This is a genomic window from Streptomyces sp. A1136, from assembly GCF_004795055.1.
Lineage (GTDB): Bacteria > Actinomycetota > Actinomycetes > Streptomycetales > Streptomycetaceae > Streptomyces.
Genome location: NZ_SSBJ01000006.1, coordinates 40,598 through 56,026, shown reverse-complemented (window position 1 = coordinate 56,026; position 15,429 = coordinate 40,598). Strand labels below are relative to the sequence as shown.

14 protein-coding genes are annotated in these 15,429 nt (G+C 73.7%); 6 read left to right on the top strand and 8 right to left on the bottom strand.

Translation table 11 applies throughout. The features are described 5' to 3' along the window. Positions 1–2: 2 nt before the first annotated feature. Together E6R62_RS07625 and miaA are read right to left on the bottom strand one after the other, a co-directional pair. On the bottom strand, positions 3–548 hold the full coding sequence (locus E6R62_RS07625; protein WP_240801534.1) for a hypothetical protein: 546 nt from the start codon (positions 546–548) through the stop codon (positions 3–5). Between the two features lie 168 nt (positions 549–716). Next, positions 717–1,655, bottom strand: a complete 939-nt coding sequence (gene miaA / locus E6R62_RS07620; protein WP_136212546.1) for a tRNA (adenosine(37)-N6)-dimethylallyltransferase MiaA — start codon at positions 1,653–1,655, stop codon at positions 717–719. 164 nt (positions 1,656–1,819) lie between these two features. Here miaA and E6R62_RS07615 point away from each other — a divergent pair, with 164 nt between their 5' ends. Together E6R62_RS07615 and E6R62_RS07610 are read left to right on the top strand one after the other, a co-directional pair. After that, positions 1,820–2,026 carry a gliding motility protein gene (locus E6R62_RS07615; protein WP_136212545.1) on the top strand — a complete coding sequence of 69 codons (207 nt, stop codon included), beginning with the start codon at positions 1,820–1,822 and terminating at the stop codon, positions 2,024–2,026. Positions 2,027–2,050: 24 nt separating this feature from the next. Further along, positions 2,051–2,296, top strand: coding sequence for an antitoxin (locus E6R62_RS07610; RefSeq protein WP_136212544.1), 246 nt, complete (start codon positions 2,051–2,053; stop codon positions 2,294–2,296). 156 nt (positions 2,297–2,452) lie between these two features. Here the strand turns inward: E6R62_RS07610 and E6R62_RS07605 are convergent, their stop codons facing one another. Then, positions 2,453–3,184, bottom strand: coding sequence for a hypothetical protein (locus tag E6R62_RS07605; RefSeq protein WP_136212543.1), 732 nt, complete (start codon positions 3,182–3,184; stop codon positions 2,453–2,455). A 172-nt stretch (positions 3,185–3,356) separates the two neighbouring features. After that, complete coding sequence (miaB, locus tag E6R62_RS07600) at positions 3,357–4,880, bottom strand: tRNA (N6-isopentenyl adenosine(37)-C2)-methylthiotransferase MiaB (protein WP_136212542.1); 1,524 nt, start codon at positions 4,878–4,880, stop codon at positions 3,357–3,359. Between the two features lie 161 nt (positions 4,881–5,041). On the opposite strand from miaB, the gene E6R62_RS07595 reads away from it, so the two are divergent. Next, complete coding sequence (locus E6R62_RS07595; RefSeq protein WP_240801546.1) at positions 5,042–5,998, top strand: TAXI family TRAP transporter solute-binding subunit; 957 nt, start codon at positions 5,042–5,044, stop codon at positions 5,996–5,998. Here the strand turns inward: E6R62_RS07595 and E6R62_RS07590 are convergent. After that, positions 5,988–6,995, bottom strand: coding sequence for an ROK family protein (locus tag E6R62_RS07590; RefSeq protein ID WP_206308680.1), 1,008 nt, complete (start codon positions 6,993–6,995; stop codon positions 5,988–5,990). The genes E6R62_RS07595 and E6R62_RS07590 overlap by 11 nt on opposite strands. Positions 6,996–7,024: 29 nt before the next feature. Then, the gene (locus E6R62_RS07585) at positions 7,025–8,200 is read right to left on the bottom strand and encodes a LacI family DNA-binding transcriptional regulator (protein ID WP_136212540.1); all 1,176 of its coding nucleotides are present in this window, start codon (positions 8,198–8,200) and stop codon (positions 7,025–7,027) included. Between the two features lie 393 nt (positions 8,201–8,593). Between E6R62_RS07585 and E6R62_RS07580 the strand changes: the two genes are divergently transcribed. Together E6R62_RS07580 and E6R62_RS07575 are read left to right on the top strand one after the other, a co-directional pair. Next, a complete protein-coding gene (locus tag E6R62_RS07580) occupies positions 8,594–9,880 on the top strand; it encodes a glycosyl hydrolase (protein ID WP_136212539.1) in 1,287 nt (428 codons plus the stop codon). A gap of 183 nt (positions 9,881–10,063) precedes the next feature. Continuing rightward, the gene (locus E6R62_RS07575; RefSeq protein ID WP_136212702.1) at positions 10,064–12,187 is read left to right on the top strand and encodes an endo-beta-N-acetylglucosaminidase; all 2,124 of its coding nucleotides are present in this window, start codon (positions 10,064–10,066) and stop codon (positions 12,185–12,187) included. Between the two features lie 3 nt (positions 12,188–12,190). Here the strand turns inward: E6R62_RS07575 and E6R62_RS07570 are convergent, their stop codons facing one another. Then, the gene (locus E6R62_RS07570) at positions 12,191–13,603 is read right to left on the bottom strand and encodes a HAMP domain-containing sensor histidine kinase (protein ID WP_136212538.1); all 1,413 of its coding nucleotides are present in this window, start codon (positions 13,601–13,603) and stop codon (positions 12,191–12,193) included. Between the two features lie 12 nt (positions 13,604–13,615). Then, positions 13,616–14,326: a response regulator transcription factor gene (locus tag E6R62_RS07565; protein ID WP_136212537.1), complete on the bottom strand. Its 711-nt coding sequence runs from the start codon at positions 14,324–14,326 to the stop codon at positions 13,616–13,618. Between the two features lie 272 nt (positions 14,327–14,598). Here E6R62_RS07565 and E6R62_RS07560 point away from each other — a divergent pair, with 272 nt between their 5' ends. Then, entirely contained in the window at positions 14,599–15,384 is a 786-nt protein-coding gene (locus tag E6R62_RS07560; protein ID WP_136212536.1) for an amino acid ABC transporter ATP-binding protein, read from the top strand. Positions 15,385–15,429 lie beyond the last annotated feature (45 nt).

Here is a 15,429-nt window from a genome sequence, read left to right as displayed (position 1 = left end):
CCTTACCGCAGTCGGGCCACCCGGTACACGGCCAGCGCCACGACGGCCAGCGCGACCAGGGCGTACAGCGCGACCATGCGCCAGTCGGGGCCGCGGCCGCTGCCCCTTGGCGGAAGCCCGGGCAGGGAGTACCCGACCCGGCGCGCGGCCATCATGCCCCAGCCGCCGGCGCAACAGCTGATGAGGAAGCCGAGCATCGCGACCACGGCTCCGCCGTCGCCGAACTCGAAGGCGAGCGGGAACGCGAACATCAGCGAGCCGGAGGCGGCCAGCATCACGATGGGCGTGATCTGCCAGATGCGCAGGCGGCGCTGCGGGCGCAGTTCGACCTCGAACTCGGGGCCGGTGGCACCCTCGGCGACGGGGTCCGGGGCTTCAGGGCCGTCGGGGGTCAGGCGCGCGGGATCGGCGGGCAGCCCGAGCACGTCGAGAGCGTCGGCCCCGGCGGGCCGCGCCTCCTGGCGCGGCACCGGCCCGGAGGCAGGCTCCGGCGCGGGCCCGGCGGGCTCCTCGCGCCCGGCGAACTCCGCGGTCCCGCTGTGAAGCATCGGGTCCGCTTCCCGCCCGGTGTCGTCCCGCCCAGTGTCACGAGGGCCGGCCTCCATAGCCACGCGCCCTCCCCACTCGGACTTCGTACGCCGCTGTTCAGCAGTTTGATGATGGCACGGTCCAGAGGCCGAGACGGGCGCACGGGGCGTCCCGATGCCATCACGTGATCAGGCTGTGACCGCTCGTTCGACCAACGACTGCGCGAGTCCGGGGAGTTCCCCGCGGTCTGCGGCCGCTCCGCTGAGCCAGTGCACGCGCGGGTCCCGGCGGAACCACGAGTCCTGGCGGCGGGCGAAGCGCTTGGTGGCGCGGACGGTCTCGGCCCTCGCCTCCTCCTCGCCGCACTCGCCCGCGAGGGCCGCCAGCACCTGCTGGTACCCGAGCGCGCGGGAGGCGGTGATCCCCTCGCGCAGCCCCTTCGCCTCCAGCGCCCGGACCTCGTCGACCAGCCCCGCCTCCCACATCCGGTCCACGCGCAGGGCGATCCGCTCGTCCAGCTCCGGCCGGGCCACGTCGACACCGATCTGGACGGTGTCGTAGACGGACTCGTGGCCGGGGAGGTTGGCGGTGTACGGCTGCCCGGTGATCTCGATGACCTCCAGGGCCCGGACGATCCGGCGACCGTTGCTGGGCAGGATGGCGTGTGCCGCGTCGGGGTCGACGGCGGCCAGGCGGGCGTGCAGGGCGCCGGGACCGCGCAGCGTGAGCTCGTCCTCCAGCCGGGCCCGTACGGCCGGGTCCGTGCCGGGGAACTCCATGGCGTCGAGCGCGGCGCGGACGTACAGCCCGGAGCCTCCGACGAGGACGGGCGTACGGCCCTCGGCGAGCAGTTTGTCGATCTCCGCGCGGGCGAGACGCTGGTACTCGGCGACGCTCGCGGTCTCGGTGACGTCCCAGACGTCGAGGAGGTGGTGCGGGACGCCTTCGCGTTCCTCCGGCGTCAGCTTGGCGGTGCCGATGTCCATCCCCCGGTACAGCTGCATGGAGTCGGCGTTGACGACCTCCCCGCCGAAGTGGTGGGCCAGGGCTACGCCCAGGTCGGACTTTCCGGCCGCGGTGGGACCGACGACGGCGATGACCCGCGGGGCGGGGGCTGCATTCCTCACTGCCACAGTCTCGCAAACCCTGCGGCGGATACCCGATCGAGTGACGTGACGGGATGCGGTCGGGGTCGTTGCCTTGGCGGGGTTCCGGGCCCGGCACGCCCGGGAATGGCCGATCGGGCCGAGGCGGAACCCCACTCGCACGAGTAACGTTTATGGGAGTAGACATGGGTGTTTTTGGCCGGTTTTTTGGCCGTAAGGATCAGGGTTCGACCGAAGAGGCCGCTCCCGAGGCCCTGACGGCCGCGCCCGAGGAAGCGGAGGCGGTGCCTGCTGAGGCGGAGGGTCAGGCGGCGGAGGCCGTGGAGATCCCGAAGCAGCAGTCGGTTGAGGCCGCCGCGGACAGCGAGACCGGCGAGGGCGCCCGTACGTAGGCACCGGCGAGGGAAGGGCGACCCATGGGCCTCCTGGACAATCTGAAGGCCAGGCTCGGGCCGGCGAAGGAGAAGGTCGGCGACCTCGCCCAGCAGCACGAGGGCAAGATCGGTGAGGGTCTGGACAAGGTGGCCAAGGCCGTGGACTCCAGGACCAGGGGCAAGTACAGCGACCGGATCACGAGTGGCACGAGCAAGGCCAAGGGCGCCCTGGGCAAGATCGCCCACAAGGACGGTTCCGGCGGGCCGACGCCGCCGGAGGCTCCCTGACGCGGTCCGTGAAGGGGTGCGGGGTCCTGAGGACCGCGCACCCCTTCCGCGTGTCCGGGACCGGCCCGGCTTCGAACGGCAGGAGATTCCCGGGCCGGGGATTTCCGGGCCGGGGATTTCCGGGCCGGACCGGGGTCGCGGCAGGAGCCCGAGGTCTCAGGACCAGGCGGCGACGAAGTAACCCACCCCGTAGGGGGCGTCCTCGTACAGCAGCCGTCCGTCGAGCCCCGCACCCCGCGCGGCGCCCGCGAGGACCTGCCAGGGCGCCCGGCCGGCGGCTTTGAGTTCGGCGGCGAGCGTCGCGTCGAGGGCCGCGAGTGCCGCGGTGTCCGCGGCGCCGAGGGCCGCCGCGGCGGCGGCGTCGAAGCCCTCGGCCCGCTCGTCCAGGTAGCCGGGCGCCTTCACGGTGCGGCAGGCGCTGCCGTCCCCCATGACGAGCAGGGCGACCCGGTCAGCCCGGGCGGCGAGCTCCCCGCCGGCGCGCAGCGCCGCCTCGGTCTCCAGGGACTCCGCCACCGCGAGCCCCTCGACGGGGGCGCCCCAGCGGGCGTGGCCGAGCAACCAGGCGCCCACGGCCAGGGCCGGCGGGAGCGGCCGCTTCCCGTCGTCCGCTCCGTCCGCCTTCCCCTCGGCCTCGCCCTCGCCGAGTCGTACACCGACGTCCACGCCGAAGCCCTGGAAGTCCCCTCGGGACCCCCGGGGATACGGGCCGGCCTGCCCGGCCTCGGCGGCGCCCACGACGACCAGCAGGTCGGGGCGGGACGCGGCCAGTACGGCGAGCGCGTCGGAGCAGGCGGTGCGGGCACCGTCCAGTTCGGCGGCGGCCCCCGCGGCGACCTCCGGCACGAGGAGCGGCGGGGCGGGACAGACGGCGGCGGCTACGAGCATGATCCGCAGCCTAGCCGTCGCCGGGCGGCGCGGGGGGCGGGCCGGCCGTTCTCCTGCCGAAGCCGAAACCGAAACCGGGGCCGCGGCCGGAACCGGCGCCGAGGCCGGGGCCGGTATGGCAGTCGAAGCCGAAACCGAACCCCGAGCCGGCGCGGCCGGATCGCCCCCCGTGTCAGGCCGAGGGTGCCGCGCAGCCCGACGTGGCCACCGGGAGGGGGGCCGGGACGCCCAGGGTGGGGATGCCGAGCATGACACCCGCCGGCTGGGCCGGAGCCGCGTTGCGCTTCGCCCACGCGTCCCCGGCGCGCGTACGGCGCACGGAGCGGGTCGGGCCCTCGGCCAGCAGGTGGTGCGGGGCGGCGTAGGTGATGTCCACGGTCACGACGTCACCGGGGCGGACCTCCTCGTCCGGCTTCGTGAAGTGCACGAGACGGTTGTCGGGGGCCCGGCCGGAGAGCCGGTGCGTGGCGCCGTCCTTGCGGCCCTCGCCCTCCGCGACCATGACCTCCAGCGTGCGGCCGACCTGCTTCTTGTTCTCCTCCCAGGAGATCTCCTCCTGGAGGGCGACCAGGCGCATGTAGCGCTCCTGGACGACTTCCTTGGGGATCTGCCCCTCCATCTCCGCGGCGGGGGTGCCGGGGCGCTTGGAGTACTGGAAGGTGAAGGCGTTCGCGAAGCGGGCCTCGCGCACCACGTGCATCGTCTGTTGGAAGTCCTCCTCGGTCTCGCCGGGGAAGCCCACGATGATGTCGGTGGAGATCGCCGCGTGCGGGATCGCGGCGCGGACCTTCTCGATGATGCCGAGGAAGCGCTCCTGGCGGTACGAGCGGCGCATGGCCTTGAGGATCGGGTCCGAGCCGGACTGGAGCGGCATGTGCAGCTGCGGCATCACGTTCGGGGTCTCGGCCATCGCCGCGATCACGTCGTCCGTGAAGTCGCGCGGGTGCGGGGAGGTGAAGCGGACCCGCTCCAGGCCCTCGATCTGCCCGCAGGCGCGCAGCAGCTTCGAGAAGGCCTCGCGGTCGCCGAGGTCGGAGCCGTAGGCGTTGACGTTCTGGCCGAGCAGGGTGATCTCCGAGACGCCCTCTGCGACCAGGGCCTCCACCTCCGCCAGGATGTCTCCGGGGCGGCGGTCCTCCTCCTTGCCGCGCAGGGCGGGGACGATGCAGAAGGTGCAGGTGTTGTTGCAGCCGACGGAGATCGAGACCCAGGCGGCGTAGGCGGACTCGCGGCGGGTCGGCAGTGTCGAGGGGAAGGCCTCCAGCGACTCGGCGATCTCGACCTGCGCCTCTTCCTGCACGCGGGCGCGCTCCAGCAGGACGGGCAGCTTGCCGATGTTGTGGGTGCCGAAGACGACGTCGACCCAGGGAGCCCGCCGGACGATGGTGTCCCGGTCCTTCTGCGCGAGGCAGCCGCCGACGGCGATCTGCATGCCGGGGCGCTTGGTCTTCATCGGGGCGAGCCGGCCGAGGTTGCCGTACAGCTTGTTGTCGGCGTTCTCACGGACCGCGCAGGTGTTGAACACGACCACGTCGGCGTCACCGTCGGAGCCCTCCGGCGCCCGCGTGTAGCCGGCGTCCTCCAGCAGACCGGAGAGTCGCTCGGAGTCGTGCACGTTCATCTGGCACCCGTAGGTGCGCACCTCGTAAGTTCCCTTGACGTCCACTGCCGTGCTCCGGTCGCTGCTGCTGGTCATGGAACAAGGGTAGGCGCTCCCCGGCGGCCCTCCGGCCCCGAGGGCCGCCGGGCACCGGTCCTGCCCCGCGCCGTGCCGCCGGGCCGTGACAGGACGCCGGGCGGGGTGGCAGGATCGCCGGCGTGCACCTCGTACCGCCCCGCGTGAGCCGGCGTCGCGCCCTGTGGGGCCTGGCGGCGCTGCTGGCCGTCCTCGCGCTGTCCGTGTGGTGGCTGAGGCCCTTCGGGGAACCGGAGCCCAGGGGCGAGATCACCTTCAGCACGGGGGTGCCCACCGGCGTCTACCACCGGTACGGGGACCTGTTGCAACAGGCGCTGGCGACGGACATGCCCGGTATGAAGGTGCGCCTGGAGCCCAGTGAGGGGTCCCAGCAGAACCTGCAGCGGGTGGCCGCCGGCGAGGCCGACTTCACCATCGCGACGGCGGACGCGGTCGCCAAGTACCGGCTGGACCGAAAGCCGGGAGCCGGGCGGCTGCGCGGAGTCGCGCGGCTCTACGACGACTACGTGCAGCTGGTGGTGCCCGCGGGGTCGCCGGTGCAGTCGACGAAGGACCTCAAGGGCAAGCGGGTCGCCGTCGGCCAGGCCGGCTCGGGGGTGCGGTTGATCTCGGACCGGTTGCTGGCGACGGCCGGGTTGGACCCGGAGCGGGACATCACGCCGGTGTCGATAGGCATCGACACCATGCCGGCGGAGATGGAGGCGGGGCGGATCGACGCGTTCTTCTGGTCCGGCGGCCTGCCGACCACGGCGGTGCGCGAACTGTCCGAGCGGTTCGAGATCAGACTCGTCCAGCTGGGCGACCTCGTCGACCGGCTCCAGGGCAGCGGCACTCCGTCCCGCTACTACCGATCGGCGGTGATGCCGCAGGACGCGTACGCGCGGGCCCGCAACACCTCGTCGGTGGCCACGCTGGCGGTGCCGAACCTGTTGGTGACGAGGGACGACACCAGTCCGGCGCTGACGGAGCGGTTCACCGCGACGGTGATCTCCAGCCGCGACCGGATCGGCCACGAGGTGCACGCCGCGCAGCTGGTGGACCTGCGGACGGCGATCTACACCGATCCGCTGCCCCTGCACGACGGCGCCGCCCGGTACTACCGCTCGGTCAAGCCGTAGGGCCGCCGGCCGGTCCGCCCAGCAGCATCGTCGCCGCGGCGGCCGCGCCGATCAGGCCCGCGTCGGTACCGAGGCTCGCGGGCACCACCTTGAGGCCCCGTACGAAGGACAGGGTCGCGTACGAGGCCAGGTGCCGCCGGATCGGCTCGAAGAGGGTGTCCCCGGAGGCGGCGACCCCGCCGCCGATGACCGTGATGCCCGTCTCCACGAGGGTGGCGGTGGCCGCGATGGCGGCGGCCAGGGCCCGGCCCGCCCGGTCGAAGGCGGCGACGGCGACGGGATCGCCGGTCCGGGCGGCGGCGGCCACTCCCGCCGCCGTGGCGTCCTGGCCCGCGGTGGGGGTCCAGCCCTGGGCGAGGGCCCAGCGGGCGATGGCCGTGCCGGAGGCGATGGATTCGACGCAGCCCCGGCTGCCGCAGACGCACGGTTCGCCGTCGAAGGCGACGCTGATGTGGCCGATGTGACCGGCGTTGCCGGTGGGTCCGGGGTGGAGCCGGTTGTTCAGGATGAGGCCGCCGCCGACACCGGTGGAGACCACCATGCACAGGGCGTCGGCGTGGCCCCGCGCGGCGCCCAGCCAGTGCTCGGCCGCCGTCATGGCCACGCCGTCGCCCGCCAGCACGGCCGGGATACGGGCTCCGTGGGCCGCCAGCTCCGCCGAGACCCGGTCCAGGACGGGGAAGTCGCGCCAGGCACCGATGTTGACCGGGCTCACCGTGCCGCGCGAGGTGTCGACCGGACCGGCGCTGCCGACGCCGCAGCGGACCACCGAGGGCCACAGGGGGTCGCGCGCGAGGTCGGCGAGGACTTCGGCGACCGCGGCCACCACCCCTTCGGCGTCGGTCCCGCGCGGGGTCGGGCGGCGGGTGGTCCCCGTCATGGCGCCGTCGGGGTGCACCAGCGCGCCGGCGATCTTCGTCCCGCCGATGTCGATCGCCACGGTGAGGCCGTCGGCCCGGCCGGGCTGCGCGGAGGGGGCGGAGGGGTGAGTGGTCACGGCGGCGCTCTCCTGGAAGGGGTCGGGGTTCAGTATGCGGCCGGGGCCTGCGCCGTACTGTCCCGGGGTTCCAGCCGGGGCAGCTCGCTCGCCCGGACCCGCGGTGGGCCCCCGGCCAGGACGGCGAGGAGTTCCTCGGCCGCGAGCCTGCCGAAGGCCGCCGTGTCGCGGACCAGGGCGGTCAATCGGGGGTGGGTGACCCGGCAGAGGGCGGAGTCGTCCCAGGCCACGAGGGAGAGCCGGGCGGGGACGGGTATCCCCAGTTCGGCGGCGACGGCGGCACCGGCCACCGCCATCACGTCGTTGTCGTAGACGAGGGCGGTGGGCGGCCGCGGGTCGGCGAGTACGCGCCGGGTGGCGGCGGCGCCCTCCGCGTCGGAGTAGTCGGTCACCACCGATCGGACCTGGCCGGGGCCCAGCCCGTGCCGCTCGGACCAGGTACGCAGCGAGGCCATTCGGCGGGCGGTGTGGGCAAGGCCGGGCAGGCCGGCGACGTGGGTGATCCGGCGGTGCCCGAGCCGGTGGAGGTGGTCCAGTACCTGGGTCATGGCTCCGGCGTCGTCCGCCCACACCGTGGACAGGGCGGCGGCCGGGGCGCCGGAGCCGTCCCGAGCGGCGCCGCCCTCGGGAACCCGGCTCACCGCGCCGCCCACCGGGTCGCCCACCCCATCGTCCGTCGGGCTCGTCGGCGCGGTTGTCTCCATATCCGCCCCGGCCCCGGCCCCGGCCCCGGTCGCCGCCGCCGCGCCGACCATCACCGCCGGGAGACCGAGCCCGGTCAGCAGCTCCGGCCGGGGGTCCCGCGTACGCGGGTCCACGACGATGACCCCGTCCACGCGTCGTTCCGCCCACCAGCGCCGGTAGACCGCGCACTCCGCGTCGATGTCCTCCACCACCTGGAACAGGAGCGCGATCCGTCCGGCCGCCAGGACCTCCTGTATGCCCGAGACGAGTTGGAGGAAGAACGACTCCACTCCGAGGGTGTGCGCGGGCCGCGCGAGGATCAGCCCCACCACACCGGCGCGCGCCCCGGACAGGGCCCGGGCCGCGCTGTTGGGTTGCCAGCCGAGTTCCTCGGCGACGCGCCGGACGCGGGCCCGGGTGTCCCGGGAGACGCCCGGCCGGTCGTTGAGCGCGAAGGAGACGGCGCTCTCCGACACGCCGGCACGACGGGCGATGTCCTTGATCGTGGGTCTGCGGGCCATGGCCGGCTCATCCTCCTGGGGTGGCGCGAACTGCGATGGCCGGACCGTACGCGATCCGGCGCGGGCGAGGCGCCTGCGAGTGCCACGGCCACATCGCGGCGGGAGGAAGGGGTCACACGCTCGGGACGGACGACGAAGTAAGGCTCTTGCAAAGGAGGTTCACGAGGAAATCGCCGGCGGAATGAGGACTGAACCGCATTAGCGCGGCCGGGCGACCGGCCCGCACGTCGCCGCCCGTAAGGCCTGAAGCGTTTAAGTACCGCAATGCACAAGCTTGTTGGGCGGACGTCACCGCAGGGTCCGCGCACGGCGCGAATCACCCTGTTGACTTCGCCCCCAAATCCCGGCAATTTGCGGGGAGTCCGCTGAACTCCTGCGAACTCCGGGACCCACATGCCCGACGACCGCCCCCCTCCACCGCCCGTCCGCGCCCCGCGCTTCGGCGTCAACTACACCCCCGCGCGCGGCTGGTTCCACCACTGGCTGGACTTCGATCTCGACGACGTACGGGCCGACCTCGACTCGGTCGCCGCCCTCGGCCTGGACCACGTCCGCGTCTTCCCGCTCTGGCCGGTGTTCCAGCCGAACCGCACACTGATCCGGCCGCGCGCGGTCGATCAGCTCGTCGCGCTCGCCGACGCGGCCGCCGAGCGCGGGCTGGACGTCGCCGTGGACGGTCTCCAAGGGCATCTGTCGAGCTTCGACTTCCTGCCCGCGTGGACCGGGACCTGGCACCGACGCAACATCTTCCACGACCCGGACGTGGTGGCCGCGCAGGAGGAGTACCTGACCACGCTGGCCGCCGCCCTGGCCGACCGACCGAACTTCCTCGGCATGACGATCGGCAACGAGATCAACCAGTTCGCCGACGCCCCGCACCCCGACCCCGACCGCGTCGACCCGGCCGGGGCCGCCCGCTGGCTGGAGCGGATGCTGGCCGCCTGCGACAAGGGCGCTCCCGGCGGGTTCCACGTACACGCCGAGTACGACGCCGCCTGGTACCAGGACGGGCATCCTTTCACCCCTGCCCAGGCGGCGCGGTTGGGCGCGGCCACCGTGGTGCACTCCTGGGTCTTCAACGGCACGGCGCAGCGCCACGGGGCCGCGGGGACGGCGACCGAGCACCACGCGGCGTACCTGATCGAGCTCTCCAAGGCCTGGGCCTCGGACCCCCACCGGCCGGTGTGGCTCCAGGAAGTGGGGGCGCCGGCCCCGCTGGTGCCGCCCGACCGGGCCGCGCGGTTCACGGAGGCCACCGTGACGAACGCGCTCGACTGCGCGGACGTGTGGGGGGTGACCTGGTGGTGCTCGCACGACGTGTCCCGGGAGCTCGCGGACTTCCCGGAGCTGGAGTACGGCCTCGGCCTGCTCACCAACGACGGCCGGATCAAACCCGCCGGGGCGGCGCTGGCCCGGATGGCCGCCCTGTGGCGGGGCCGCGAGCACCGGCCCGCACCCCGCAGGACCGCCCTCGCCGTCGACGTCGGCGGGGCGGAGGCCGCACCCGACCGGTCGGTGTGCGGGCCGGGCGGGGCGTTCTTCGAGGCCTGGGCCGCGCTGACCGCGCGGGGGGTGCGCCCGGCGGTGGTCCTGGCGGACCTCGCCCACGACCCGGGACACCTTTGGGCGCGCGGCATCACCGAGGTACTGCGCGTGGACGACGTCACCGGCGCCGCCTGAGCCCGCACCTCCCGAAGCCCGCACCCCACAACCCCCGAACCCGTAACCCTGAGGCCATCACCGCCCCACCCGCACCGCCTGAACCGGCACCGCCCGACCCGCCCCCGACGCACCGTCCGAGGAGCCCCCGTGCCCGAGTCCGGCAGCAGCGCCACCCCGCCCACCCCCGCACCCGGCACCCCCATTTCGCGCACCCCCGACCCGCGTACCCCGGCCGCCCGTGCCCGTCCGAGCCGGCGCGGCCTGCTCGCCGGCGGGGCGGTCTCCGGGGCGGCCGCGCTCCTGGGAGCGGGCGCCCCGGCCCGGGCCGCCACCGCGCCCACCTCTCCCCCGGCCGCCCCGACCTCTCCCCCGGCATTGGCCCCGTACGCCTCCTACTGGTTCCCGGACTCGCTGCCCGACGGCGTCCCCGGGCCCGGGATCACCTGGCGCTCCCTCGCGGGGTGGACACCCGAATCGGACCCCGACCTGGCCCACAACGCCTCGTGCGTCCCGCTCGCGCCGCGGTTCACGCCGGTGCCGCCGCATCCGGACGCCCGCGCCGACCAGGCCCGTATCTCCGCCCTGGTCTCCTTCGCGCCGACCGCGCGGAACCCCTCCCAGGGCTCCGCGACCGCCGACTACTACGCCCTCACCCACTGGGCGTACCTCGACGAGCTGGTGTTCTGGGGCGGCTCCGCCGGCGAGGGCATCGTGCTCGCGCCGAACGCCCCCGTCGTCGACGCCGCCCACCGCAACGGGGTCCGGGTCCTGGGCAACGTCTTCCTGCCGCCCATCGCGTACGGCGGTGACCTCCGGTGGACCCGGGACCTGGTCCAACGGGACTCCCTGGGCCGGTACCCGATCGCCGCCAAGCTCGTCGCAGTGGCGCGCGCGTACGGCTTCGACGGCTGGTTCGTGAACGCCGAGACCGACGGAGGGGACAGCGTCCTGGCCACCCGGATGCGGGGGTTCCTGCGCGCGCTGCGCGCCGCGGGCGAGCCGTACGGCCTGCGGATCACCTGGTACGACGCGATGAACAGCACGGGGAGGGTCGGCTGGCAGGGGGAACTCGACGCCCTCAACCAGGAGTTCTTCGAGGACCGGGCCGGTCGGGTCGCGGACACGATGTTCGTCGACTTCCGGTGGACCGCGCGTTCCCTGGCCGCTTCCGGCGCGCTCGCCGCCCGACTGGGGCGCTCCCCGTACGAGTTGTGGGCGGCGGTGGACACCGAGTCCCGGGGCTGGGACACGCCCGTCGACTGGGACGCCGTCATCCCGCGCGAGCGCGATCACGTCGTCGGCTACGGCTTCTACCGGCCCGAGTGGACGCTCGGCCACCTCTCCGACCGCTCCCCCGACGCCTTCCACCGGGCCGACGACCGCTTCTGGACCGGCGACTCCCTCGACCCGGCCCGACCCGCGCCCGAAACCGGCTGGCGGGCTCCGGCGACCGCCGTGGCGGACCGTTCGACCGTCGCGGCGCTGCCCTTCGCCTGCGCCTTCAACACCGGGCACGGGCTGCGCTGGTACGAGGACGGGAAGGTCACCTCCGACGCGCCGTGGAACCATCTCGGGCTCCAGGACCGGCTCCCGGGCCGCCGCTGGGTCGTGGAAACCGACGGGGTGCGCCCCGCCGTGACCCTGGACTTCGCCGACGCCTGGCGCGGCGGCTCCAGCCTGCTCGTGGCGGGCGCGCTCACCGCGCCCGTCGTCATCGGCCTGCACTCCACCCGTCTGCCCCTGTCCGGCCCCACCGCCGTGGAACTGGTCCACACCGCCGGGTCCGGTCCGGTGGGGGTGGAGGTCGGGATCGCCCTGCGCGAGCCGGCCGCTCCGGGCGAACCGGTCCCGTACACCTGGCCGGCGACCGTGACCCGGAGCGCCGGGCGGGGCTGGCTGCGCGCCCGGGCGAGTCTCGACGCACCGGCCGGGACGACTGCGTACGCGATCGCCGTACGGATCACCGCGCGCGGCACCGGACCGGTGCTCTGGCGGCTCGGTGCCCTGGCGGTACGCGACGCCACCGCCCGGCGGCCCCCGGGAGCCCCGGCCGCCCTGAGGGTGGACGCCTCCGCCCGGCGGGACGGTACGGCCGAGCTGCGCCTCTCCTGGCGTCGGGCGGCCGGTCCCGTCCGCCACTACGAGCTGCACCGGCGGCTTCCCGGCGGCGACCGTCGCTTCCTCGGCGGCACTTGCGGCACGGCCCTGTACCTGCCCGCCGTCAGCCGCTGCGGCCGGGAGCCCGCGACCGGGTTCGAGGTGCGGGCCGTCGACGAGCTGTACGCCGTCTCCGCCCCGGCCCGCACCGCCCTCGGCTGGGAGTGAGGCTCAGGGGGAGTGCGGGGCCGTGCGTGGCACCGTGACCGTCACGCGCAGTCCGTGGGGCGGGTTCGTCTCGTACGAGAGGGACCCGCCGCCCGAGGCGAGCAGCGCCCGGGAGATGGACAGGCCGAGGCCGGAGCCCTTGACGTTCTGGTGGCGCCCGCTGCGCCAGAAGCGGTCGCCGACGCGCTGGAGCTCCTCCTCGGTCAGGCCGGGTCCCCGGTCGGCGACGACGACGTGGACGGTGCGGCCCTGCGCGGCGACCGACACCTCGACTTCCTCTCCCTCCGGGGTGAACTTGAGGGCGTTGTCGATGACCGCGTCCAGCGCGCTGGACAGCGCGATGGGGTCGGCCCACCCGGTGACGGCGGCCGGGCCGGTCTCGGTCAGCCGTACGCCCTTCTCCTCGGCGTAGGGGCGCCAGGCGGCGATCCGTTCGGCGGCGAGCGCGCCCACGTCCGTCAGGGTGATCTCGGCGGTGGCGTGCTCGGCCAGCGCCAGGTCCAGCAGGTCGTCCAGGACCTGGGTCAGGCGCTTGCCCTCGGTGCGCACGGAGGCGATCTCCGCGTTTCCCTCGGGCAGTTCGAGGGCGAGCAGCTCGATCCGCAGGAGCAGCGCGGCGAGCGGGTTGCGCAGTTGGTGGGAGGCGTCGGCGACGAACGCCCGCTGCTGCTCCAGTACGTCTTCCACGTTGTCGGCCATCTCGTTGAACGAGTGGGCCAGGCGTCGGAGTTCCGGGGGGCCGCCGGCGGCGGCGACCCTGGAGTTCATGCGTCCGGTGGCGATGCCGTGCGCGGCGGCGTCGAGGGTGCGGACGGGCTTGAGGACCCAGCTGGTGAGCCGCAGGGCGGCTCCGAAGGCCAGCAGCATGGCGGCGGCGAGGCCGCCCGCGATCAGCAGCCAGCCTTGCAGGATGCGGGCGCGCAGTTGGCCGGTGGGTGATTCGGTGGCGACGACGGCGACGACGTCCCCGTCGAGGACGACCGGGGAGGCGACGAGCAGTTTGGCATGCGTCTGCCAGGGCCACACCTGGCCCGGGTCGTGGCTTCGGCGTCCGGCGAGGGCTTCCTCGAAGGCCCGGCGGCCCTCGCCGGATTCCGGGAGCTGCCACCAACCGGGGGCGCGGACCATGGCGTTGTCGTCGCGGTAGAAGATGCCGACGCGGATGCCGTACAGCTCCTGGTAGCGGGCCAGTTCCAGTTGGAGGGTCTCGCGGCGCTGATCGGCGCCGGTGGCGGCGGAGCCCTCGGCGTCGATGACGAACTGGGCGAGGGCGGCGAAGCGGGCGCTGTCGTCGATCCGGTCGACGACCACCCGTTGCTGCTGACCGGCGGCGAGGCTGACGGCGAGCGGGAAGCCGAGCGCGAGCAGGACGCCCGCCATGAGGACGACGAGCAGGGGAAGCAGCCGGGCGCGCACGACGGGGCCTTGCTAGGGGGCGGGCGGGGCGACGAGCCGGTAGCCCACCCCGCGCACGGTCTCGATGAGGGCCGGCATGCGCAGCTTGGAGCGCAACGAGGCGACGTGGACTTCGAGGGTCCGCCCGGTGCCTTCCCAACTGGTGCGCCAGACCTCACTGATGATCTGCTCGCGCCGGAAGACGACGCCGGGGCGCTGGGCGAGCAGTGCGAGCAGGTCGAACTCCTTGCGGGTGAGCGGGACGTCGGCGCCGTCCACGGTGACGCGGCGGGTGGGCAGCTCGATGGCGACGGGCCCGAGCCGGACCACGGACGGGACGCCGGTCCCCGTCGCGGCGGCCTCCTCGGAGGCGCCGGTGCGGCGGGCGACGGCGTGGATGCGTGCGAGGAGCTCACCGGTGTCGTAGGGCTTGACGACGTAGTCGTCGGCGCCCATGTTCAGGCCGTGGATGCGGGAGCGTACGTCGCCTCGGGCGGTCACCATGATGACGGGCGTGGCGGTGCGCTTGCGGATCTTGCCGCAGACCTCGTAACCGTCCTGGTCGGGCAGGCCGAGGTCGAGCAGGATCACCCCGTAGGGAGAGGTCGGGGCACCCGCCGGAAGCAGGGCGTGGAGGGCTTCCTCGCCGCTGCGGGCGTGGGTGACCTGGAAGCCGTGCCGGGCGAGGATCGCGGACAGCGCGGCGGCGACGTGGTCGTCGTCCTCGACGAGCAGCAGTCTCACGGGGTCCCCTTTCCTCGGTCGGTCGATGGCACGCGCGCGTGGCCACCCTGCATCCACGCCGATGCAGAGTCCCACGTCAAGAGGGTTCAGGTCTCGCGAGTCTTCCGTTATGCACCCGGTACGCGTAAGGAAGGGCGTCGGCCGCGGTCGCCCACGGAGCGTATCCGGGCGAGGCCGGATCGTTATGCTCAATTCTCCCTCAGATGTGATGACGGTGTGAGCGTCACGTCACTACTGTCCTCCCAACCGACGGAGGACGGAGCAAGAAGCCGATGAGCGGAGTATCAGTGACCGAGGACGTTCAGGACGCGGCGGGGGCCGCGGACGGCCTGGTCGTACTGAGCAACGTCAACAAGCACTTCGGCGCGCTGCACGTGCTTCAGAACATCGATCTGAGCATTGCCCGCGGTGAGGTCGTCGTGGTGATCGGTCCCTCGGGATCGGGCAAGTCCACGCTGTGCCGGACCATCAACCGCCTGGAGACGATCGATTCGGGGACCATCACGGTCGACGGCAAGGAACTGCCCTCCGAGGGCAGGGAGCTGGCGCGGCTGCGGGCCGATGTCGGCATGGTCTTCCAGTCGTTCAACCTGTTCGCGCACAAGACGGTGCTGCAGAACGTGATGCTGGGTCAGCTCAAGGTCCGCAAGGCGGACAAGGCGGCGGCGCTGGAGAAGGCGAAGTCGCTGCTGGACCGGGTGGGGGTCGGCTCCCAGGCGGACAAGTACCCGGCGCAGCTCTCCGGTGGTCAGCAGCAGCGCGTGGCGATCGCCCGGGCGCTGGCGATGGACCCGAAGGTGATGCTCTTCGACGAGCCCACTTCGGCCCTCGACCCGGAGATGATCAACGAGGTGCTGGAGGTCATGCAGCAGCTCGCCCGGGAGGGGATGACGATGGTGGTCGTGACGCACGAGATGGGCTTCGCCCGCTCCGCGGCCAACCGGGTCGTCTTCATGGCCGACGGGAAGATCGTCGAAGAGGCCACCCCGGAGCAGTTCTTCGCCAACCCGCGCAGCGACCGCGCCAAGGACTTCCTGTCGAAGATCCTTCACCACTGACGGTCCTCGTCTGGTAGTGATCCGGTGGCGGCCCGGAGCCACGTG